The sequence below is a fragment of the Burkholderia alba genome, assembly GCF_034721475.1.
In the GTDB taxonomy this organism is placed as follows: Bacteria; Pseudomonadota; Gammaproteobacteria; order Burkholderiales; family Burkholderiaceae; genus Burkholderia; species Burkholderia alba.
Map to the genome: position 1 here is coordinate 174,483 of NZ_JAWJWL010000010.1, position 20,303 is coordinate 194,785.

Below are 20,303 nucleotides of genomic sequence, written 5' to 3' on the forward strand. Positions count from 1 at the left end.
GAGACTTCCATGACCGTCACCGTCCATATTCCCACCCTGCTAAGGCCGCTCACGAACGAGCACAAGTATGTCGAGGCGACCGGCCACGACATCCGCTCGCTGATCGACGATCTCGATGCGCGGCATCCCGGCCTGCGCGCGCGGCTGATGCAGGACGACAGGCTGCACCGCTACATCAATTTCTATGTCAACGGCGATGACATCCGTTTCGCCGGCGAACTGGACACGCCCGTGCGCGACGGCGATGCGATCGTGATCCTGCCCGCCGTCGCGGGCGGATCGGGGCGCGGCGCGCCATGAGTCCCGTCATCCGGCCGCTCGCGGCCGTTTCGCTCGCGGCCCCGCCGCCCTCGGCCGCCTATCCGGGCCTCGGCGCGGTCGCCGCGTCGCTGCGTTATCAGGCGCGCGCGCTCGGCATGCTCCATGCGGCTCCGTTCGATGAGCCGGCCTCCTCCGTATCCGGGATGCCGTTCTCGCTCGACATGGCGGGCGCCGCCGTGACGGGCCGCGTGACCGGCTGGCCGGACGACGGTGCGCGGCCGGCGTCCGAACTGACGATCCAGGCGGCGACCGGGCTGATGTCGATCCACGGCCGTTCGCATGACCGTCCGCAGGCGCTCGGCGTGCCCTACGTATCCGTACTTGCCGCGACGCTCGCGCTGCAGGGCGCGCTCGCGGCCGCGCTCGGACAGCTGCGCGGCATCGCGACATCCGGCGTTTCGACGTCGCTCGCGGCGGCGGGCCTGCTGGCGGCCGGGCAGTATCTGGCCGGCGCGACCGCGCCGGACGGGCCGGAATCCTTGCTGCCGGGCACCGGCGCTTCATCGGAACAGCCGCCTTTCTCCTCGGCGGACGGCGTCGCGTTCGAACTGGAAACGCTCGACGCCGGGCCATGGCGCGCATTCTGGACCGAGGTCGGCGTCGATGCGGATCTCGCCGGCAAGGGCTGGCGCGCGTTCCTGCTGCGCTACGCGAAAGGCATCGCGCCGCTGCCGCGCGCGCTGCCCGACGCGCTCGCGCGGTTACCCTACGCGCGCATCGCGGCGCTGGGCGCTCAAACCGGCGTCGCGGTCTGCCCGGTCCGGACACTCGACGAACGCGCGAGCGATGCCGATGCGCGGACGCTATGGCACCAAGGGCCGTGGACCTTCGCGCGCGGCGCCGCCGCGCCGCCGGCCGATCGGTCGCCCAAGCCCGGCGACGCATTGCCGCTTTCGGGATTGACCGTGATCGAATCGTGCCGGCGCATCCAGGGGCCGCTGGCCGGCCATCTGCTCGCCCTGCTCGGCGCCGACGTGATCCGCATCGAGCCGCCCGGCGGCGATCCGTTGCGCGGCATGCCGCCGATGGCGGACGGCGTGTCCGCGCGCTTCGATGCGCTCAATCGCCTCAAGCGAATCCGCGAACTCGACATCAAGTCGGTGCGCGGTCAGGCCGAGCTACGCGAACTGGCAAGCGGCGCGGACGTTTTCCTGCACAACTGGGCGCCCGGCCGGGCGCAAGCGCTGAGCCTCGACGCGCCGGCGTTCTCGGCCGTCAATCCCGCGCTCGTCTATGCGTATGCGGGCGGTTGGGGCGCGGGCAGCGCGAATCCGCTGCCGGGCACCGATTTCATCGCGCAGGCGTATTCGGGCATCGCGCACTGGATCGGCGAGACGTCGGGGACGCCGGGCGGTTCGCTGCTGACGGTCCTCGACGTACTCGGCGGCGTCGTGGCCGCGCAAGGCGTGGTCGCGGCCCTGCTCGACCGGCGGATCGGCGGCACGGGACAGCGGATGGAATCATCGCTGCTCGGTGCCGCGACGCTGCTGAGCGCCGATGAACTGCGCGTGCTCTTTGCCGCCGGCACGGCCGATTCGCGTATCCGCGAAACGCGATCGCATCCCGATCGCGGCATCGAGCGCGATGCGGGCGACAGCCCATCGTCGTCGAAGGCGGACGGCCTGTCCGTGCTCGCGTCGACGCAGTCCGCCGTCGACACCGATCCCGGAGGACACGCCGACACCCTCCCCGACGATGTCCCCGATCCCCTCGCGCAACCCTTGATCGATCGCGTGTACGCGACCCGCGAGGGCCTGCTCGCGCTCACCTGTTTCGATACCCGCTCGGCCGCCTCCGCCGCGCAAGCCGCCGGTCTCGACTATCGCGGCCCCGACACGCTTGCCGCCGACCTGTCACGCGCATTGCCGGCGCGGACCGCGCACGACTGGCAGACGCTGCTCGCCGCACACGGCGTCGCGTCGGCGGCGGTCGTCGAGGCGCTAACCGACCTGCGCGACGATCCGCGCCTCGCAGGTTGCGTGTCCGTCGATACCTATACCCAGATCCGCTCCCCATGGAGATTCCAATGAACGCCGCCGGCATCGTCGATCTCGTCCCGGCCGAACTGCGCCGCCATTGGGCGCAGCAAGGCCTCTATCCGAACCGCTCCGTGTTTCAGATGTTCCGTCAGCATGCGGAGACCGCACCCACCCGCGAGGCGGTGCTGACCCCCGCCGGCACGATCAACTATGCGGACCTGCTCGACCTCGCGCGCCGGCTCGCCGCCGGGCTGCGCGCGCACGGCATCGTCGCGGGCGACGTGATTGCCTATCAGTTGCCGAACAGCTGGCGCAGTTGCGCGATCGACCTGGCCGCGGCGGCCCTCGGCGCGGTGGTCGCGCCGTTTCCGCCCGGTCGCGGCCGGCTCGACATCGAGGCGCTGCTCAAACGCTGCCACGCGCGCGCGGTCGTCGTGACGCCCGAGCAAGGCGATCTAGACATGTGCGGACTGATCGAAACGCTGCGCCCGACGCTGCTGTCGCTGCGCATGCTGATCGTCGACGGCGGCGAACGGAACGGCTGGCATCCGCTCGACGCGCTGCTGCGCAGCGCGCCGCTCGCCGACGCGGCGCTGCCCGACGTCGATCCCGACGCGCCGGTGCGGCTGCTGGTGTCGTCCGGCACGGAATCCGAGCCGAAGCTCGTCGCCTATTCGCATAACGCGCTGCTCGGCGGCCGCGGCCGCTTCCTGCAGCGCCTGCATCCGGACGGCACGTCGTTTCGCGGACTGTATCTGGTGCCCCTCGGTTCGTCGTTCGGCTCGACGGCGACGTTCGGCGTGCTGAGCTGGCTCGGCGGCTCGATCGCGCTGCTGCCCGCGTTCGACACGGCCGCGGCGATCGCCGCGATCGCCTCGCTCAGGCCCACGCACATTCTCGGCGTGCCGACGATGCTGCAACGGATCGCCGCCGACCCGGCGCTCGCCGCAGTCGACAAGTCGAGTCTCGTCGCGCTGATCAGCGGCGGCTCGGTGATCGACCGGGCGACCATTCGGCGCTGCATCGACGCGTTCGGCTGCCGTTTCGTGAGTCTCTACGGCTCGGCCGACGGCGTGAACTGCCACAACACGCTCGACGACGCCCCCGACACCGTGTTCACGAGCGTCGGCACGCCCAATCCCGACGTATGCGAGATCCGCATCGTCGACGCCGACGGGCAGCCGCTCGCGCACGGCGAGATCGGCGAGATCACCGCGCGCGGTCCGATGTCGCCGCTGCAATATGTGAACGCGCCCGAACTCGACGCGATCTACCGCGACGCGGCGGGCTGGGTGCGCACCGGAGACCTCGGCTTCATCGACGCCGCCGGCCGGCTGGTACTGGCCGGCCGCAAGAAGGACATCATCATTCGCGGCGGCGCGAACATCAGCACCGTGCAGATCGAGACGCTCGCCACCGGCTATCCCGATGTCGTCAGTGCCGCCTGCGTGCCGGTCCCCGATCCCGATCTCGGCCAGCGCGTCTGCTTATGCGTGACGATGCGCGAAGGCGCATCGCGTCCGTCGCTCGAGGAGCTGGCCGCCTATCTGCGCGCGCAGGGTCTGGAGGTCAACAAGCTGCCCGAGTACCTGCGCTTCGTGCGGCAATTCCCGCTGACACCCGCCGGCAAGATCGACAAGCAGCGGCTGACCGCCGACGTCGCGTTCGTCGAGCGGGCGGCGGGTACGCTGCACTGACCCGGGGCCTCCACCGATGTCCGACAATGCGATGACACCCGACGCCCGCGCGCCTCGCGACGCGTCCCCCGAGGCATTGGCCGGCGCGGTCCGCCGGTTCGGCGAGCGCGCGATCGTGCCGCGCGAAGCCGACCTCGCGCGCGGCGGCGCGAACGCCCGGCGTATCGTCGAGGCGCTGGCCCGCGATACCCGATCGGCCGGGCTCTGGGGACTCTTCCATCCTGTCGCGCTCGGCGGCCGGTTCGCCAAGCTGGCCGACTACCTCCCGGTTGCCGAACAGGAAGGCCGCTCCGAGTACGGGCCGACGATCTTCGGCGGCCGCGCGACGCTCGATCTGCACATGCTGCACCGGCATGCGAGCCCGCAGGTGCGCGAGCGCTTCGTCTCGCCGCTCGCGGCGGGACGGATCGACGCGGCCTACGCGATGTCCGAACCCGACCAGCCCGGCTCCGTCCCGGCCACCCTCGAAACCCGCGCGACGTTGCGTGACGGCCGGTGGTGCATCGACGGCCGCAAGTGGTTCGTGTCGCGCGCCGCGCATGCGGCGTTCGTCACCGTCGTCGCACGCACGCGCGATCGCGCGCCGCCGGAACAAGCGTTCTCGCTGATCGTCGTCCCGACCGATGCGCCGGGCTTCCGGATCGAGCGGGAAATCGACGTATTCGGCCAGCCGCAGGGCCAGTGCGAGCTTTCCTTCGAATGCGTCGCCGTGCCCGAAGCGTTCGCGCTCGGCGCGCCCGGCGAGGGTTTCGCGTTGATGCGCGAGCGCCTGACGCTCGGCCGCGCCCTCAATGCGGGCCACTGGGTCGGTCTCGCGCAGCGCTGCTACGACCTGATGGGAGCGCGCATCTGCTCGCCGCGCGGCACTCGCGCACGGCTTTCCGACAAGCAACTGATCCGTCTGCGGATGCTCGACACCTACCAGGCGATCGCGGCGGCGCGCGCGCAGCTTCAATGCGCGGCCCGGCTGATCGATGCCGGCGCGGCCGCGACGCTCGACGTCAATCTCGCGAAGCTCGCCGCCGCGCGGGCGCTGAACATCGCGGTCGATGCCGCGATCCAGGTTCACGGCGCAGAAGGCGTGAGCGACGCGACGCCGCTCGCGAGCATCCACCGCGCCGCGCGTACGGTCCGCATTCTCGACGGCGCGGACGAAGCGCTGATCAGCAGCGTCGGCCAGCAGTTGATCGATGCGTTCCGAACTTCCGGCCCGGAGGACGAGCCATGTCTTTGACGAACGACGTCGCCGCCGTCGAACCGCGCGGCGAAATCGGATTGAGCGTCATGCTCACGCTCGCGATGATGCTGCCGATGCTGATCCTCTATGCGATCGGCACGCTCGGCCCCTATCTGGTCCGCGACCTGCGGATCGAACCGGGCTGGCTGGGCTACGTGACGATGGGCACCTTCGCGCTCGCGGCGTTGCTGTCGCTCGGCGCCGGGCCGCTCGTCGACCGGCTCGGCGCGCGGCGCGCACTCGCGGTGCTGTTCCATTCGGTGGCGCTGGCCTATCTGCTGATCGTCGCGCTGCCCGGTTTCGGCGGGATCGTCGGCGCGGCCGCGATCTGCGGCATCGCGCAAGCGCTGTGCAACCCGGTGACCAACCTGCTGATCGCGCAGCGTGTCGCCCCCTCGCGCAAGGCGTTCGTGGTCGGATTCAAACAATCCGGCGTGCAGCTCGGCGCGTTGTTCGCGGGGCTCGTGCTGCCCGCGATGGCGATCCGGTTCGGCTGGCGCGCGGCCCTCGGCAGCGTGATTCCCGTCGCAATCGCGCTGGGTCTGCTTGCGCTGCGCGTGGCGCCCGCCGCCGCGGCCGCCACGCGGCGCCGCGAGGCCCTGCCCCGCCCCAACGCGTTGCTGTGGTGGTTGATCGGCGTGCAGGGCTGCGTCGGCATCGTGTTGTCGGCGTTCGTGACGTTTCTGCCGATGTTCGCGATCCGCCAGGGCATGCCGGCCGCCGAAGCCGGCCTGATGATCGCGCTGTTCGGTGCGATGGGCATGCTGTCGCGCGTCGCGCTGACGCCGCTCGCCGCGCGTCTCGACGACGAGGCGGTACTGCTGCTGGGCTTGCTCGGATGCGCGGCCGTCGCGCTGCTGCTGGTGAGGCAGGCCGATGCGGGACAGAGCGGGATGCTCTGGGCCGGCGCGGCCGCGATGGGACTCAGCGCGGTCGCGACCAACGCGATCGCGATGGGCATGCTGCTGCGCGACCCCGCTTTCGGCGGCGCGGCGAACGCCTCCGGCCTGCTGTCGGCGGCGTTCTTCGGCGGTTTCTCGATCGGACCGGCCAGTTTCGGCGCGCTGGCGAGTGCGTCCGCCGGCTTCGACGGCGCGTGGCTGATGACGCTTGTCGTCGTGGCGGTCGGCGCGGGGCTGTGCATGGCACTGATTCGTGCGCGACGCGGAGACCCGCGATGAACGCCCGCTCCGACACACCGCTTTGCATCGCGCCGCTGACGTCCGCGGAAATCGACGCCGCGATTCACGCGCTGCTCGCGCGCCTGGCTCGCATCGACGCGCAATGCGGCTCGGCCTTCCCGCTGTACGCGCACGGAGACGACGACTGCTGGACGCTGTCGAACGGCGGATCGTGGGTCGGCGGATTCTGGGCGGCTTCGTGGTGGCGGCGCGCGCGGCTGACCGGCGACCGCACCGATCGGGACAAGGCCTCGGTGCTGTCGGCCCGGCTCGCCGCGAAACTCGATACCGATTCGATCAATCGCGCCATGCTGTTCTGGTATGGCGCGGCGCAGGGCGCGATGGCGTTCGGCGATCCGGCGGCGACGCACCTCGCCTACGCCGCCGCCGATGCGATCGCGGGGTCGTTCGACGCCGTGCACGGCTTCGTGCCGGTCGGCGTGGAACTGGGCGGCGGCCCCGACGCGATGCGCCGCGCGAGCGTCGATACGCTCGCGCCACTGATTCAACTGCTCAGCTACGAGGATGTTCCGGCGTCGAGCGAGATCGCGCGCCGTCACACCGATGCGTTGATCGCGGCCTGCATGACGTCCGACGGCGCATGGCACGCCGAAGCCGCGCTGACGGAGGCCGTGCTCCGGCCGCTCGGTACGGCCGGCAGCTGGTCGCGCGGCCAGGCGTGGGCGATGCTCGGGCTGAGCGCAGCCGCGGCCCGCTGGCGCGGCGCGTATCTCGAGCGCGCGCTCGTCTCGTGCGCGTATTGGCGGCGCACTCGACCGACGGCGTGTCCACCCGACCGGATCGACCGGGCCGACGGTCCGGTCGATCCGTCCGCGTCGCTGATCGCGGCGCTGGCGATGCTGGCCGTCGCACGCGAGGTCGACTCCGTGGACGCGGCCCGTGCCGGGTTCGACAGCGCCGCCGCACGCGTCGCCGCGCTGCTGCGCAGCCCGCATTACGTTCGTCTCCCGGACGGCTCGGCGCGATTCGTCGGCGCCTGCTGCCGGATCGCACCGGATTCGCTCGCGCTCGTCGAAACCGCATGGAGTCATTTCCTGCTGGTCGATGCGCTGTGCCAACTCCGGAGCATGTCTCTCCAGCCCCGCTTCGCGCCGGCCGGCACCGGCCCGGCGCCCGTTGTTTCAACCAAGGAGTCCATCCGATGAAATTCCGTCCCCTGCGTCATCCGATCTCGCTGCTCGCCGCCTTGCTGACCGCGCTGGCCATGACCTCCGTCCATGCGGAAACCGGCAACGCAGACGCCGCCGCCATCCGGACCTTGCTGTCGAAGACTTACGACAAGCCCGAGCACAAGGTGGAAACCGCGCCGGTCGTCGTCGCGGACGGCTTCGCGCTGGCCGACTGGATTCAGGGCAGCAACGGCGGGCGCGCGCTGCTGCGCCGCCAGCAGGACAAATGGGAAATCGTCGCGTGCGGCGGCGACGGCTTCAAGGACGTCGGCATGCTGAAGGACGCGGGCATCCCGGCCGCCACGGCGAAAGCGCTGATTGCAAAGCTCAACGAGGCCGAGCGTTCGATCAGCCCCGACCGGGTCAAGCGCTTCAGCTTGTTCGGCATGCAGGGCGGCAGCCAGGATGCCGATCACCACGCGCCGCCGAAGCCGTGATCCGTACCCGCACGGCCCCGTCGGCGCGCGACGCGCTCATCGGCGCGCAGCGCCCGGCCACGACCGCCACCGCCGCGAGCCGTCCCGCTCCGTCGCGCGGTTCCGGCCGCTCCCGGCCCGCGCTCCCGTGACGACGCCCGCCCGGCGCGCGCGCCCGACCGCCTGGCTGGCGCTGGCCGCCATCTGGATCGCGATCGTCGCGCCTGTCGTCACGCAGTGGCTGCCCGCGAACGCGCAGCCGCTGCCGGTTGCCGCGCTGTGCTCGGCGCGCGCATTCGCGCCGGATGGCGCACACCCGCCCTCGTCCTCGCCGGCGCCCATCCCCCATGTGAAGCAATGCGGATACTGCGATCTGCTCGCGCATCATCCGCCGCTGCCGCCTCCGTTCCCTGCGTACCGGCCCGGCGAGACCGCTCGAACGGCGCCGCACCCGTTCCCCGCTCCCACGCTGCGCGCGCCGACGCGCTTCGCGTTCGCGCCGTCGCGCGGTCCGCCCGCGCAGTCCGCCTGACACCGACCGCACCGCGCCGGCGCAAGCATGCCGGCGCCCGGCGCCGCACGCCATCGAGCCCGCGGCAAATCCGGGCGCGCTCGCGGCGATCCGGCCGGTTCAATGCAGTCCGCCCGCGCTAACACGCCGCGCAGGCTCACGGGGGACGCGCGCGCACTGAAGTACGGAAAATCGAAAGTGCGCCGCAGCCGCATCGCATCCGTCTTGTCGAACCAGAACAACCATCATGCCGCAACCATCCAGACTCAGCGTCGCCCTGTCCGGCGCACTCGCGTTGCTTACGTCGCACGCTCACGCGCAAGCCGCGTCGAGCGGCTCATCCGACGTCGCCGCCACACTGCCGGCGATCGTCGTCAACGAACGCGCCGAGACGTCGCCGACGTCCCGGACCTCCGACCAGCTGAAACGCGCGCTGGACCAGACCGTCGGCTCGGTCGGCTTCGTCGACGCCGGCGCTTATTCGAACACCTATGCATTCACGCTGCGCGACGTGCTGAAAGAGGTGCCCGGCGTGTTCGTTCAGGACCGCTACGGCCAGGAATTGCGCGTCTCCATTCGCGGTTCGGGGATCGCGCGGCCTTACCATACGCGCGGCCTGGAGATCCTGCAGGACGGCATCCCGACGAATCTCGCGGACGGCAGCGGCGACTACTATCAGATCGATCCGCTCGCGTTGCAGGCGACCGAGATCTACAAGGGCGGCAACGGGCTCGCGTATGGTTCGTCGATGATGGGCGGCGCGATCAATTTCGTGACGCCGACCGCGTATACGGCGGACGCGCCGAACATCCTGCGGCTGGAGGGCGGCAGCTACGGCACGGTGCGCGGCAGCGCGCAGTTCTCGCGGGTACGGGGTCCGCTCGATTTTCTCGCGACCTTCAGCGTCAATCGCGCCGATGGGTTCCGTCAGCACGAACGCGGCCAGTACGAACAGTTCAATGCGAACGTCGGCTATCGGTTCAGCCCGCGTGTCGAGACGCGCTTCTACATCGGCGCGTATGTGGTCGACCAGCGCCTGCCGGGCACGCTGTCGCTGTCCGATGCGCTGAACAACCCGACCAAGGCGGACCCCGGCGCGGTCGCGGGCGACCAGGCGCGCAACTCGCGCACCGAGCGAATCGCGAACCGCACGATCGTCAAGCTCGATCACGGCGAACTGCAGTTCGACACCTGGGCGATCCACAAGAGCCTGTATCACCCGATCTTCCAGGTACTCGATCAGGACGGCTGGACCTACGGCTTCGCGCCGCGCTATACCGGCACGTTCACGATCGGTGGAATGCGCAACGACCTGATCGTCGGCGCGCGCTTCTTCGGCGGCCGCACCCAGGCGAACCAGTACGTGAACGTCGGCGGCGCGCGCGGCGCGCAAACGCTCGACTCGACGCAGAGCGCGTACAACTACGAGGCGTATCTGGAGGATCGGCTGTTCTTCACGCCGACCGTCGCGCTGATGGCGGGCGTCAAGGTGCTGCGTTCGGTGCGGCAGTATGTCGATCACGGCGGCCTGCCGGGAGACCCGAACTACGCATCGACAAGCCGGACCTACAGCGGCGTCAATCCGAAGCTCGGGTTGCTGTGGCAGCCGAATCGCGAGACGCAGGCGTTCATCGACATCACCCGTAGCCAGGATCTGCCCGATTTCATCGATCTGACCCAGACCTTCGCCGGGACGACGCGCTTCACGCCGCTGTCGTCGCAGCATGCGTGGACGCTCGAAGTCGGCACGCGCGGCAGCCGCGACCGCCTGAGCTGGGACGTCACCGCGTACCGCTCGCTGGTGAGCGATCAACTGCTGCAGTACACCACCGATCCGAACGTTCCCGCGTCGACCTTCAACGCGAACCGGACCGTGCTGCAAGGGATCGAGGCAGGCGTGTCGGTGGATCTGCTCCGCAATGTCCTGCAACCCGGCTCGGGCGACAAGATCACGCTGTCGGGCATCTGGAACCTGAGCGACTTCCGCTTCAAGGACGATCCGCAATACGGCTCGAACCGCATCGCGGGTGTGCCGGTGAACGTGCTGCGCGCAGTGCTGGGCTATGCGCGGCCGAACGGCTTTCACCTCTCCGCGAGCGTGGACTGGGTGCCGGCGGGCGCGTGGGCCGACAACGCGAATACGTTGCGCGTGCCGGGCTACACGCTGCTCGGCCTGCAGGCGGGGATGGATTTCAAGAACGGCCTGTCGCTGTTCATCGACGCGCGCAACCTGACGAACAAGCGCTACGTCACGGACATCAGCACGGTGGCCGACGCGCGCACCGCGATGAGCACCGCGATTTTCTATCCGGGAGCGGGTCGCAGCGTGTTCGGGGGAATGCGGTACGCGTTCTGACGGAGCGAAAGCGTTCCCGAGCGTCGGTTGGGTCGTGTACGTCGGACGGCATCGCCGAGCGCCCGGCGCGGGCGGCCCGGCCGTACGCTCGTGCTCGCATCCGGCCGGACGTGGGGAGACCTCATGCCCGGCGATCGCGGGCCGGGTGCTCATCGCGGCCCGCGATCACTCCCTCGGCGGCTCCCAGGACGGCGGACGCTTCGCGAAGAACGCCGCGAAACCTTCTTTCGCTTCAGGCGTTGCCCGCACGCGCGAAATGGTCTGCGCGGTGAAATCGGCGCGCTCGGCCGAGAACGGATACTCGCCGATCGTATCGAAGAAGCGCTTGATTTCCGCCAGCGCTTGCGGACCGTTGCGGCTCAGGTCGGCCAGGGTCCGTTCCATCGCCGCGTCGAGCGCATCGAGCGGCACCGCCTGATGCACGAGACCGATGTCGACCGCCTCCGCCGCGCTCAGCAACGCGGCCGTCAGCGCGAGGCGCCGTGCCTGCCGCTGCCCGAGCGCCTCGACGAGATACGGGCCGATCACCGCCGGCAGAATACCGAAGCGCGCTTCGCTGACCGCGAAACGCGCATGATCGCTCGCGATCACGATGTCGCAGGCCGCGCACAGTCCCACGCCGCCGCCAAACGCGTGGCCCTGCACGCGCGCGACCGTCGGCTTGGGGCAGTAGCGGATCGCCTGCATCATCGCCGCGAAGCGCTGCGCATCGACCCGGTTCGCGGCCGCGTCGTTCGCGCTCGCCCGCTGCATCCACTGCAGGTCCGCGCCGGCGCAGAACGCCCGGCCGTCCGAGCGAAGCACGATCGCGCGAACGGCGTCGCGCGCGCCGAGGTCCGTGAACACGGCAGTCAGTTCCGCGATCATCGTCTCGTCGAATGCATTGAGCACGTCGCCGCGTTGCAGGCTCACGGTCGCGATGCCGCGCGCGTCGAGCGCCACCGCCAGGGTTTGAAGCGTAGTCGTCATGAAGTCGGTTCCTGAATCCCTATCGAAGACAATCCCGCCGGCCGGCCCGCTATGCGCGAAACGCTTGGCCGGCCGCGCGCAACGCCGACAGCAGCGGCGAGATCCGGTAACGGTCCTCGCCGTAGCCCAGCGCGAGATGCGCCAGCACGCGGTGCACATGCGCGATGCCGATCTCGTCCGCCCAGCGCAACGGGCCGCACGGATAGTTGACGCCCTTCTCCATCGCGAGATCGAGATCGGCCGGCGTGCAAACGCCCTGATTCACGGTATCCGCCGCTTCGTTCGCGAGCATCGCCACCGTACGCATCACGATCATCCCGGGCACGTCGGCCAGCGTGACGACCGCGAATCCTGCCTGCTGGAACAGCCCGACCGCTTCCGCATAGGCCGCGTCGCCGCATTGCCGCGCGCGCGTGAGCGCAATCGTTCCTGCGCTCGCGTAATCGCGCGCCAGATCGACCAGCACGAGATTCGCGCGGCCGGTCGCGGCCGCGCGTTCGGTCGCCGTGCGGCCGTCGGTCAGCGCGAGCGCGACGTCGCCGAAGGTCGCGAGCAGGTCGTCCGGATCCGCATCGCGCGACTCGGCGCAATGCACGCCGGACGACGCAAGCCGCGCGAGCAGCGCGGCGGCCGGGCCTGGCCGACGAAACAGCGCGATCCGCGCGGGCGCGGCCCTCGGCGGTTCGACGACAGCCGCCGGCCGCTCGGCCGATTCGCCGTAGCGGTAGAAGCCGCGGCCGGACTTGCGACCCAGGAAACCCGCGCTGACGAGTTCCTGCTGAATCAGCGACGGCGTGAAGCGCGAATCGTTGAAGTACGCCCGGAAGACCGATTCGGTGACCGCGAAATTCACGTCGTGGCCGATCAGGTCCATCAGTTCGAACGGCCCCATGCGAAAGCCGCCCGCATCGCGCATCACCGCATCGATCGACGCGGGGGCCGCGCCCTGCTCGTTGAGCACGCGCAGCGCCTCGGCGTAGTAAGGCCGCGCGACCCGGTTGACGATGAAGCCCGGCGTCGATTTCGCATGTACAGGCCGCTTGCCCCACGCGAGCGCCGTGTCGTAGACCGTTCGCGCGACCTCGGGAGCCGTCGCCAGACCGCTGACGATTTCGACGAGCGCCATCAGCGGCGCGGGATTGAAGAAGTGCATGCCGACCAGGCGTTCCGGCGCGCGCAGCCCGGCGCCGATCGACGTGATCGACAACGACGACGTGTTGGTGGCGAGAATGCAAGCGGGTCCCACCCGCGCTTCGAGCGTCGCGAAGATTTCGCGCTTCACGTCGAGCCGCTCGGCCGCGGCTTCGACGATCAGCGCCGCGTCCGCCAGCCCGTCCAGCGCGCCGACGGCCGACAGACGGGCACCCGCCGCATCGGCCTGCTCCGCGCTCAGCCGCCCTTTTTCGACGAGCCGGGCGAAATTCGCGCGGATGTCCGCCAGCGCCTTTGCCGACGCCGCTTCGCTCAGGTCGTACAGGAACACCGGGTGCCCTGAGGCGGCGGCCACCTGCGCGATGCCCGCGCCCATCGCGCCCGCGCCGATCACGCCGATCGGCGCCGCCGGGTCGAGCGCCCGGGAGTTGCCTGGAGTACCTGGAGATGCCGTCATCGCGAATCCGCTCGTAAAAGTTGGAGTGCGGCGATTATAAGCCGACCGGTCGGTATGTTTATGTAAAGCGAGCCGAGCCCCAACAAAAAGGTCGCTTTCGAATGTTCGATATCGGTACTTGCCTTCATCCGGCACTTTTTAGTACCTTGAGGAGTCAATCCGTGGGGGGCCGGGCGGCATGCGGCCCCCTGTTAGAATCCCCGCTCGCGTCAGCCCCCCGATCAAGGACATCCTCATGCCAACCTCACCGAATGCCCTCCCGCGCTGGACGCTCTGGGCCCCGCTTGCCGCCTGGCTGGTGCTCGCGTTGTCCCGCGTCGTGCCGGCCGAAGGCTTCCTCATCGCCGCCTTCGGCGCCGCGTTGGCCGGTTCCGTGTTCGCGGCCGTGCACCATGCGGAAGTGGTCGCGCATCGCGTCGGCGAGCCGTTCGGCACGCTCGTGCTCGCGATCGCCGTGACGGTGATCGAGGTCGCGCTGATCGTCTCCGTGATGCTGTCCGCCGGCCCCGAGAAAGCCGGGCTCGCACGCGACACCGTGTTCGCGGCGGTGATGATCGTCTGCAACGGGATCGTCGGGATGTGCCTGCTGGTCGGCGGCTGGAAGCACGGCGAGCAGGATTTTCAGGGGCGCGGCGCGAACAAGGCGCTGGCGGTGCTCGCCTCGCTGTCGGTGCTGACGCTCGTGATGCCGAATTATCTGAGCGCCGTGCCCGGCCCGCAGCTGTCGACGTCGCAGCTCGCGTTCGCGGGCGTTTCGTCGCTCGTGCTGTACGGCGTGTTCGTATTCGTGCAGACGGTGCGCCATCGCGACTACTTCCTGATCGGCGCGAGCCCGGACGAATCCGTTCACGCGACGCCGCCGAGCACGCGCGTCGCGCTGACGAGCCTCGCTTTTCTGTTCATCAGCCTCGTCGCGGTCGTGTTGCTCGCGAAGTTGCTGTCGCCCGCGGTCGAGCGTTCGATGATGAGCCTCGGTGCGCCGGAGGCCGCGGTCGGCATCGTGATCGCCGCGCTCGTGCTGCTGCCGGAGGGCCTCGCCGCCGTGGGTGCGGCGCGTGCGAACCGGCTGCAGACCAGCATGAATCTCGCGCTCGGCTCCGCGCTCGCGAGTATCGGCTTGACGATCCCGACGGTCGCCGTCGTGTTCATCTGGACCGCCCGCCCGCTCACGCTCGGTATCGGCGGAATGGAAACCGTGCTGCTGGCGCTCACGCTGCTCGTCAGCACGCTGACGCTGAGCACCGGCCGCACCACGGTGCTGCAGGGCGCGGTGCATCTGTCGCTGTTCGCCGCCTACCTGTTCCTGTCGATCACCCACTGATCGACGCGCTGCCCGCCGCCGCGGCATGCGCGCGGCGGGTTTCCCTTCAAGCTTTGACCGATTGGACGTGCGGGGGCCGGCCCCGTACGCCTAGGCGCGCCGGCGTCCCGCGCCGGACGGCGCCTGCGCCTGCGTGAGGCGATCGAGCTCGCGCAGATCATTTTCGAGGGCGGGCGTCAAGGTCGTGCGCAGATGATCGAGGAAGGTCCGGATCTTCGCGTCGAGATAGCGGCGCGTCGCGTACACCGCATAGACGCTCAGCGTGTGCAGCCGGTAGTTGGGCAGCACGCGGATCAAGCGGCCCGCGCGAATGTCGTCGAGCGCGCTGTACAACGCGATCGAACCGATCCCGCGTCCCGCGCGCACCGCGACGGCCAGCGCATCCGGCACGTTTACCTGGAACGGCCCGTTCGGCAGCTCATACAACGTGTCTTCGCCGTCGCTGCGCTCCAGCCGCCATTCGCCGCCCGGCGACGCCGGCGTGTCGAGACGCAGGCACACATGCGCCGGCAGATCCTCGGGCGCGGTCGGCGTGCCGTGGCGAACCAGGTACTCGCGTGACGCGACCAGCACGCTGCAGCTGGTCCCGCAGGTCTGCGCGACGTACCCCGAATCCGGCAGATGCGATGCCGACACGATCGACACGTCGTAGCCCTCCTCGACCAGATTCGGCATCCGCTGCGCCAATGTCAGCTCGACCGACACGTCGGGGTTGTCCTCCTGATAGCGCACGATCGACGACACTACATGGCTTTGTCCAAGCCCCGTCATCGCGTGAATGCGCAGTTTCCCGCTCGGCCTCAGCAGCGCGTTGCGCGCCTCGGCATTCGCATGATCGATCTCGGCGAGAATCGATTTGGCCCGCTCGAAGTAGCGCTGGCCGCTTTCGGTCAGGCCAAGGTGCCGCGTCGTCCGGTGCAGCAGACGGGTTTGCACGTGCGCTTCGAGATTGGAGACGGCTCGCGATACCTGCGCGGTGGTCGCGTCGATCTCTTTCGCGACCGCGGTAAAACTGCCGGCTTCGACAACGCGCACGAACAGGCGCATGTTTTCGAGCATGTCCATGGAATAGGCTTGGGGCTTGGGAAATAAGCGGGGATGAGGATCGCCGAGGTGTCGACGGTTCGCGACGAGCGCGCGAACCTGACCGACGAATGGATGCCGTGGCCGTGGAAAAGGCGGAAAACGCGCATCGGGGGCGGCAATTCATCAATTTGTAAAAATCGGATGGGCGCAATTGTACGCCGATGCGCCCGATAACGCTCGCCGCCGGGCAGCGCGCCGGTCGGGCTCCGTCAGGCATCGTCGAGAGAGCCAGGTCGGCGCGTTATATCACAATGACATATAATTCACGATCTTCGCGGCTCGCCCGCGCTTCATCGCTTGTCGACCGCCGATCTTGTCCCGCTCCATGTTCTTCCCGTATCGCCTCAAACACTGGCTGATCGGTTTCGCGCCGACGCCGGTCACGCTCGGCTGGCGCGAACGCTTGCGCTCGTGCGTCGGCGCGCTCGTCGGCATCGCGTGCGTCGGCGTGCTTATGCGCGTGATGCCCGGCATCCCGAGCGCCGTGCCGCTGCTGGTCGCGCCGATGGGCGCCTCCGCGGTGTTGCTGTTCGCCGTGCCCGCCAGCCCGCTCGCGCAGCCCTGGTCGATCATCGGCGGCAATCTGGTCGCGGCGGTGGTCGGGGTTGCCTGCGCGCGCTGGATCGGCGATCCGGTGGTAGCGGCGTCGCTCGCGATCGCCGTCGCGATCGGCGCGATGTTCGCGTTGCGTTGCGTGCATCCGCCGTCCGGCGCGGTCGCCCTGACCGCGGTGGTGGGCGGACCCGCCGTGCATGTGCTCGGGTTCCGCTTCGTGCTCGAGCCGATCGCGGTGCAGTCGGCGGTGCTGCTGGGCGCCGCGCTGCTCTATCACGCGCTGACCGGCCATCGCTACCCGCACGGCGCGGCGGCCCCCCGTCCCGAGGCAACGCGCGCCGGCTTCACCCGAGCCGACCTTCAGGCGGTCCTGCAGCGCCGGACCGAATGGATCGACGTCACGCCGGAGGATCTGGAAGCGCTGCTGCGCGACGTCGAACTGCAGGCGTACGCGCGGACGTTCAGCGAGTTGTCGTGCGCCGACATCATGTCGCGTCCGGCGCTCCATATCGACGCCGATGCCTCTGCGGCTTCCGCGCTGGCGCTGTTGAACCGGCATCGGATCAAGGCACTGCCGGTGACCGATGCGAATGGCCGCGTGATCGGCATCGTGACGCGCGCCGATCTGTCCGAGCCCGCCGCGCGCGGAGTCGCCGGTGCGCTGTCCGGTGCGTCCGGCGGACGAAAGCGATCGAGACACACTGCTCGCGACATCATGAGCCGCCCCGTGCGGACAGCGCAGATCGCCACGCCGATCGCCGAGCTCGTGCCGTTGTTCGCCGATCACGGTCACCATCACATCCCGATCGTGGACGCGGAACAACGCCTCGCGGGCATCGTGACTCAGGCCGATCTGATTTCGGGACTGTACCGCCAGGCGCAGCGCCGGCAAGCCGCGTAGGCGCTGCGGATCTTCCTCGGCGGTTGCGCGAAAGCCAGCGGCCTCGCGCCGCGGATACGGCAAGTCGGATTCGGCAGTCAGAATACCTTCGCCGCCGTCACTGCAATCGGCCAGCCGGGTTCGACAAGCCGACGACCTGCGCTCGAGTCCGGGTAGGCGGAGTCGGCTTGGCCATCGAATCGAAAGACGCCAGACGGACCGGCGAAAAGCCGTTGAAACCCGGTTCGCCGTTGTTTGCCGGATCAGCGACAAAAAGGACCTGCACGGCGACGATGTCGCTTGCCGCACAACCTCTCTCGTCGAGGGTGCGTCGGATCTGATCCAGAACGCTTCGCGTTTGCACTCTTACATTGCGGACATACCCCACCATATGCAACTCGACCGCAAGGTCCGGCGGCAGCGTCTTCTTGCCGTCAAATACATCACTTTATGATATATTTGACGACTTCCAGCTTTCATTGGATAGCGATATGGCCGTCAATGCACCCGCCCGCGAATTGCACAAGGCGAATTTCGAGCAACTCTCGGAGTTTCGCTACCAGATGCGTCGGTTCGAGCGCTTCTCCGAACGCGCCGCGCAAAGCGAAGGCATCACGCCGCTGCAGTATCTGCTGCTCCTGCATATCAAGGGCTATCCGGCGCGCGACTGGGCCACGGTCGGCGAACTGGCCGAGCGGCTGCAGGCCCAGCACCACGGCGTGGTGGCGCTGGTTTCGCGCTGCGAGGCGCTCGATCTCGTGAAGCGCAGGACGAGCGACACCGACCGCCGTCAGGTGGAGGTTCATCTTCAGAAAGCCGGGGAGAAAGTGCTGGCCCGGCTCGCCGAGCTGCATCGCGCCGAATTGAAATCGTTGCGCGGCGCATTTCAGGTTCCTCAAATCGATTACTAGCCGCTCGTCATTCGCCATGAGTTTCACTGCCCCGCACAAACGCGACTTCGCCGCCAACGACCGTCTGCCCCGCATCGCCCTGCTCGCGGCCGGCATCGGCGTGCTCAGCACGCTCGCCGCCTTCGTGCTGCTGAACCTGATCCACCTGTTCACCAACCTGTTCTTTTTCCAGCAGATCTCGTTCGCCGATCGATCGCCCGCCACCCACATGCTCGGTGCATGGGTGATCGCCGTACCGGTGGTCGGCGGGCTGATCGTCGGACTGATCGCGCGCTACGGCTCTGACAAGATCCGCGGTCACGGCATCCCCGAAGCGATCGAGGCGATCCTGTTCGGCAAGAGCCGGATGTCGCCGAAGGTTGCGATCCTGAAACCGTTGTCGTCCGGCATCGTGATCGGGAGCGGCGGCCCGTTCGGCGCGGAAGGGCCGATCATCATGACGGGTGGCGCGCTGGGTTCGCTGATCGCGCAATGCGTGAAAGTCACCGCGGCGGAGCGCAAGACACTGCTCGTCGCCGGCGCGGCGGCCGGGATGACGGCGGTGTTCGGCACGCCGGTCGCCGCCGTGCTGCTTGCCGTCGAACTACTGCTGTTCGAATGGCGGCCGCGGAGTTTCCTGCCGGTCGCGCTGGCCTGCGCGGTGGCCGGTTTCGCGCGCATGCTGTTCTTCGGCGCCGGCCCGCTGTTCCCCGTGACGACCGCCCCGCCCTCGGCGCTCGCGCTCGGTTCGTGCCTGATCGCGGGTCTGCTGTCCGGCGCACTCGCCTGCGGCCTGTCCGCGGCGCTCTACAAGACGGAAGACTGGTTCGGCAAGCTGCCGGTCCACTGGATGTGGTGGCCCGCGTTGGGCGCGATCGTGGTCGGGATCGGCGGCTGGATCGAGCCGCGGGCGCTCGGCGTGGGCTACGACGTGATCGGCGATCTGCTGCACTCGCACCTCGCGCTGCAGATCGCACTGGCGATCCTGATCGTCAAGGCGCTGATCTGGGTGGTCGCGCTGGGCTCGGGCACATCGGGCGGCGTCTTGGCGCCACTGCTGATGCTCGGCGCGGGACTCGGCACGCTGCTCGGCCCCGTGCTGCCCGGCGGCGAGCCTGCGTTGTGGCCGCTCGTCTGCATGGCCGCCACTCTCGGCGCCACGCTTGGCGCCCCGCTGACCGCGATCGTCTTCGCATTCGGTCTCACGCACGACGCCAACGCGCTGCTGCCGCTGCTCGCCGCCACCCTGGTCGCGCACGGGTTCGCCACCGTCGTGATGAAACGATCGATCATGACCGAGAAAATCGCGCGACGCGGCTACCACATCTACCGCGAATACGGTATCGATCCGCTCGAACGTCATGACGTCGATGAAGTCATGACGCGCACGGTCTCGACGATCGATGCGACGTTGAACGTGAGCGACACGCGCCGGCGGTTTTTCGGTGCCGCGCAGGCGCACCGCGCCTATCCGGTCGTGCGCGACGGCACGCTGCTCGGCATGCTGGATCGCGACACGCTGGAACGACGGAGCGAGACGCTCTCGCCGCACGCCTGCATCGCCGACGCGCTGCCCGATAGGGCACCGGCATTCGCGCTGCCGACCGAGACCTGCCGGCTGGTCGCCACGCGGCTCGCGGTACACGGGCTCGAGCGCCTGCCTGTCGTGGCCGACGCCGCATCGAGACGGCTCGTGGGCATCGTGTCGCGCAGCGATCTCGTGAAGCCCGCCCATCAGCACTTCGACGAGGAGCACAAGCGCGAGCGATTCCGGCGCGTGCGTCTGTCGCGCGCCAAGCGTCGTCTCGCGTCCGCGCACGAATCCGATTGAAGGATCGGCACGCGATGCGTGCGCGTACACGGATCGACCGCTGAGGAACGGACCGGTCGATCGACGGTGATCTGTTCGGAGATGGACGAGCGAATCGTCGCGCGTTGGCGGGCATGAAACCGCCGGCAGATGAAGCGCCATCTCTACGGATGATCGACCGGGTCGGACGGGTGACTGCGACGTGCTCGAGCGTTCTCCGCACACTTCGCGGGATTCGCGTAGGACACCGCATCCGCATGCCGCGCGATCGGCGTTCGCGAGATTTACCGCCGGC

General features: G+C 69.2%; 17 protein-coding genes. 13 read left to right on the top strand and 4 right to left on the bottom strand.

The features are described 5' to 3' along the window. The first annotated feature begins 9 nt into the window (after positions 1 to 9). From RZR99_RS13920 to RZR99_RS13960, 9 genes are all read left to right on the top strand, one after another. Positions 10 to 300, top strand: coding sequence for a MoaD family protein (locus RZR99_RS13920; RefSeq protein ID WP_323120355.1), 291 nt, complete (start codon positions 10 to 12; stop codon positions 298 to 300). Further along, a complete protein-coding gene (locus RZR99_RS13925) occupies positions 297 to 2,351 on the top strand; it encodes a CoA transferase (RefSeq protein ID WP_323120356.1) in 2,055 nt (684 codons plus the stop codon). Before RZR99_RS13920 ends, RZR99_RS13925 begins: the two co-directional genes overlap by 4 nt. After that, entirely contained in the window at positions 2,348 to 3,997 is a 1,650-nt protein-coding gene (locus RZR99_RS13930; RefSeq protein WP_323120357.1) for a class I adenylate-forming enzyme family protein, read from the top strand. The genes RZR99_RS13925 and RZR99_RS13930 overlap by 4 nt, the downstream gene beginning before the upstream one ends. Before the next feature lie 31 nt (positions 3,998 to 4,028). Next, positions 4,029 to 5,231, top strand: a complete 1,203-nt coding sequence (locus RZR99_RS13935; RefSeq protein ID WP_323120358.1) for an acyl-CoA dehydrogenase family protein — start codon at positions 4,029 to 4,031, stop codon at positions 5,229 to 5,231. Further along, a complete protein-coding gene (locus tag RZR99_RS13940; protein ID WP_323120359.1) occupies positions 5,222 to 6,415 on the top strand; it encodes an MFS transporter in 1,194 nt (397 codons plus the stop codon). Before RZR99_RS13935 ends, RZR99_RS13940 begins: the two co-directional genes overlap by 10 nt. Next, on the top strand, positions 6,412 to 7,581 hold the full coding sequence (locus tag RZR99_RS13945) for an unsaturated glucuronyl hydrolase (protein WP_323120360.1): 1,170 nt from the start codon (positions 6,412 to 6,414) through the stop codon (positions 7,579 to 7,581). Before RZR99_RS13940 ends, RZR99_RS13945 begins: the two co-directional genes overlap by 4 nt. Then, the gene (locus tag RZR99_RS13950) at positions 7,578 to 8,042 is read left to right on the top strand and encodes a copper uptake system-associated protein (protein ID WP_323120361.1); all 465 of its coding nucleotides are present in this window, start codon (positions 7,578 to 7,580) and stop codon (positions 8,040 to 8,042) included. The genes RZR99_RS13945 and RZR99_RS13950 overlap by 4 nt, the downstream gene beginning before the upstream one ends. Positions 8,043 to 8,169: 127 nt before the next feature. Continuing rightward, positions 8,170 to 8,553, top strand: coding sequence for a DUF2946 family protein (locus RZR99_RS13955; RefSeq protein ID WP_323120362.1), 384 nt, complete (start codon positions 8,170 to 8,172; stop codon positions 8,551 to 8,553). Between the two features lie 226 nt (positions 8,554 to 8,779). Continuing rightward, on the top strand, positions 8,780 to 10,888 hold the full coding sequence (locus RZR99_RS13960) for a TonB-dependent receptor family protein (RefSeq protein WP_323120363.1): 2,109 nt from the start codon (positions 8,780 to 8,782) through the stop codon (positions 10,886 to 10,888). A gap of 165 nt (positions 10,889 to 11,053) precedes the next feature. Here the strand turns inward: RZR99_RS13960 and RZR99_RS13965 are convergent, their stop codons facing one another. Next, positions 11,054 to 11,857, bottom strand: a complete 804-nt coding sequence (locus tag RZR99_RS13965) for an enoyl-CoA hydratase-related protein (protein WP_323120364.1) — start codon at positions 11,855 to 11,857, stop codon at positions 11,054 to 11,056. Between the two features lie 49 nt (positions 11,858 to 11,906). Continuing rightward, positions 11,907 to 13,466: a 3-hydroxyacyl-CoA dehydrogenase PaaH gene (paaH, locus tag RZR99_RS13970; protein WP_323120365.1), complete on the bottom strand. Its 1,560-nt coding sequence runs from the start codon at positions 13,464 to 13,466 to the stop codon at positions 11,907 to 11,909. A gap of 235 nt (positions 13,467 to 13,701) precedes the next feature. Here paaH and RZR99_RS13975 point away from each other — a divergent pair, with 235 nt between their 5' ends. Next, the gene (locus RZR99_RS13975) at positions 13,702 to 14,787 is read left to right on the top strand and encodes a calcium:proton antiporter (protein ID WP_323120366.1); all 1,086 of its coding nucleotides are present in this window, start codon (positions 13,702 to 13,704) and stop codon (positions 14,785 to 14,787) included. Positions 14,788 to 14,877: 90 nt separating this feature from the next. Here the strand turns inward: RZR99_RS13975 and RZR99_RS13980 are convergent, their stop codons facing one another. Then, the gene (locus tag RZR99_RS13980) at positions 14,878 to 15,852 is read right to left on the bottom strand and encodes a LysR family transcriptional regulator (protein ID WP_323120367.1); all 975 of its coding nucleotides are present in this window, start codon (positions 15,850 to 15,852) and stop codon (positions 14,878 to 14,880) included. A 346-nt stretch (positions 15,853 to 16,198) separates the two neighbouring features. On the opposite strand from RZR99_RS13980, the gene RZR99_RS13985 reads away from it, so the two are divergent. Then, positions 16,199 to 17,329, top strand: a complete 1,131-nt coding sequence (locus RZR99_RS13985; RefSeq protein WP_323120412.1) for an HPP family protein — start codon at positions 16,199 to 16,201, stop codon at positions 17,327 to 17,329. 97 nt (positions 17,330 to 17,426) lie between these two features. On the opposite strand, the gene RZR99_RS33330 is transcribed toward RZR99_RS13985, so the two are convergent. After that, positions 17,427 to 17,699 carry a Rid family hydrolase gene (locus tag RZR99_RS33330; protein WP_407655444.1) on the bottom strand — a complete coding sequence of 91 codons (273 nt, stop codon included), beginning with the start codon at positions 17,697 to 17,699 and terminating at the stop codon, positions 17,427 to 17,429. Positions 17,700 to 17,799: 100 nt separating this feature from the next. Between RZR99_RS33330 and RZR99_RS13990 the strand changes: the two genes are divergently transcribed. Together RZR99_RS13990 and RZR99_RS13995 are read left to right on the top strand one after the other, a co-directional pair. Then, entirely contained in the window at positions 17,800 to 18,219 is a 420-nt protein-coding gene (locus tag RZR99_RS13990; protein ID WP_323120413.1) for a MarR family winged helix-turn-helix transcriptional regulator, read from the top strand. A 16-nt stretch (positions 18,220 to 18,235) separates the two neighbouring features. After that, complete coding sequence (locus RZR99_RS13995) at positions 18,236 to 20,029, top strand: chloride channel protein (RefSeq protein ID WP_323120368.1); 1,794 nt, start codon at positions 18,236 to 18,238, stop codon at positions 20,027 to 20,029. Positions 20,030 to 20,303: the final 274 nt, after the last annotated feature.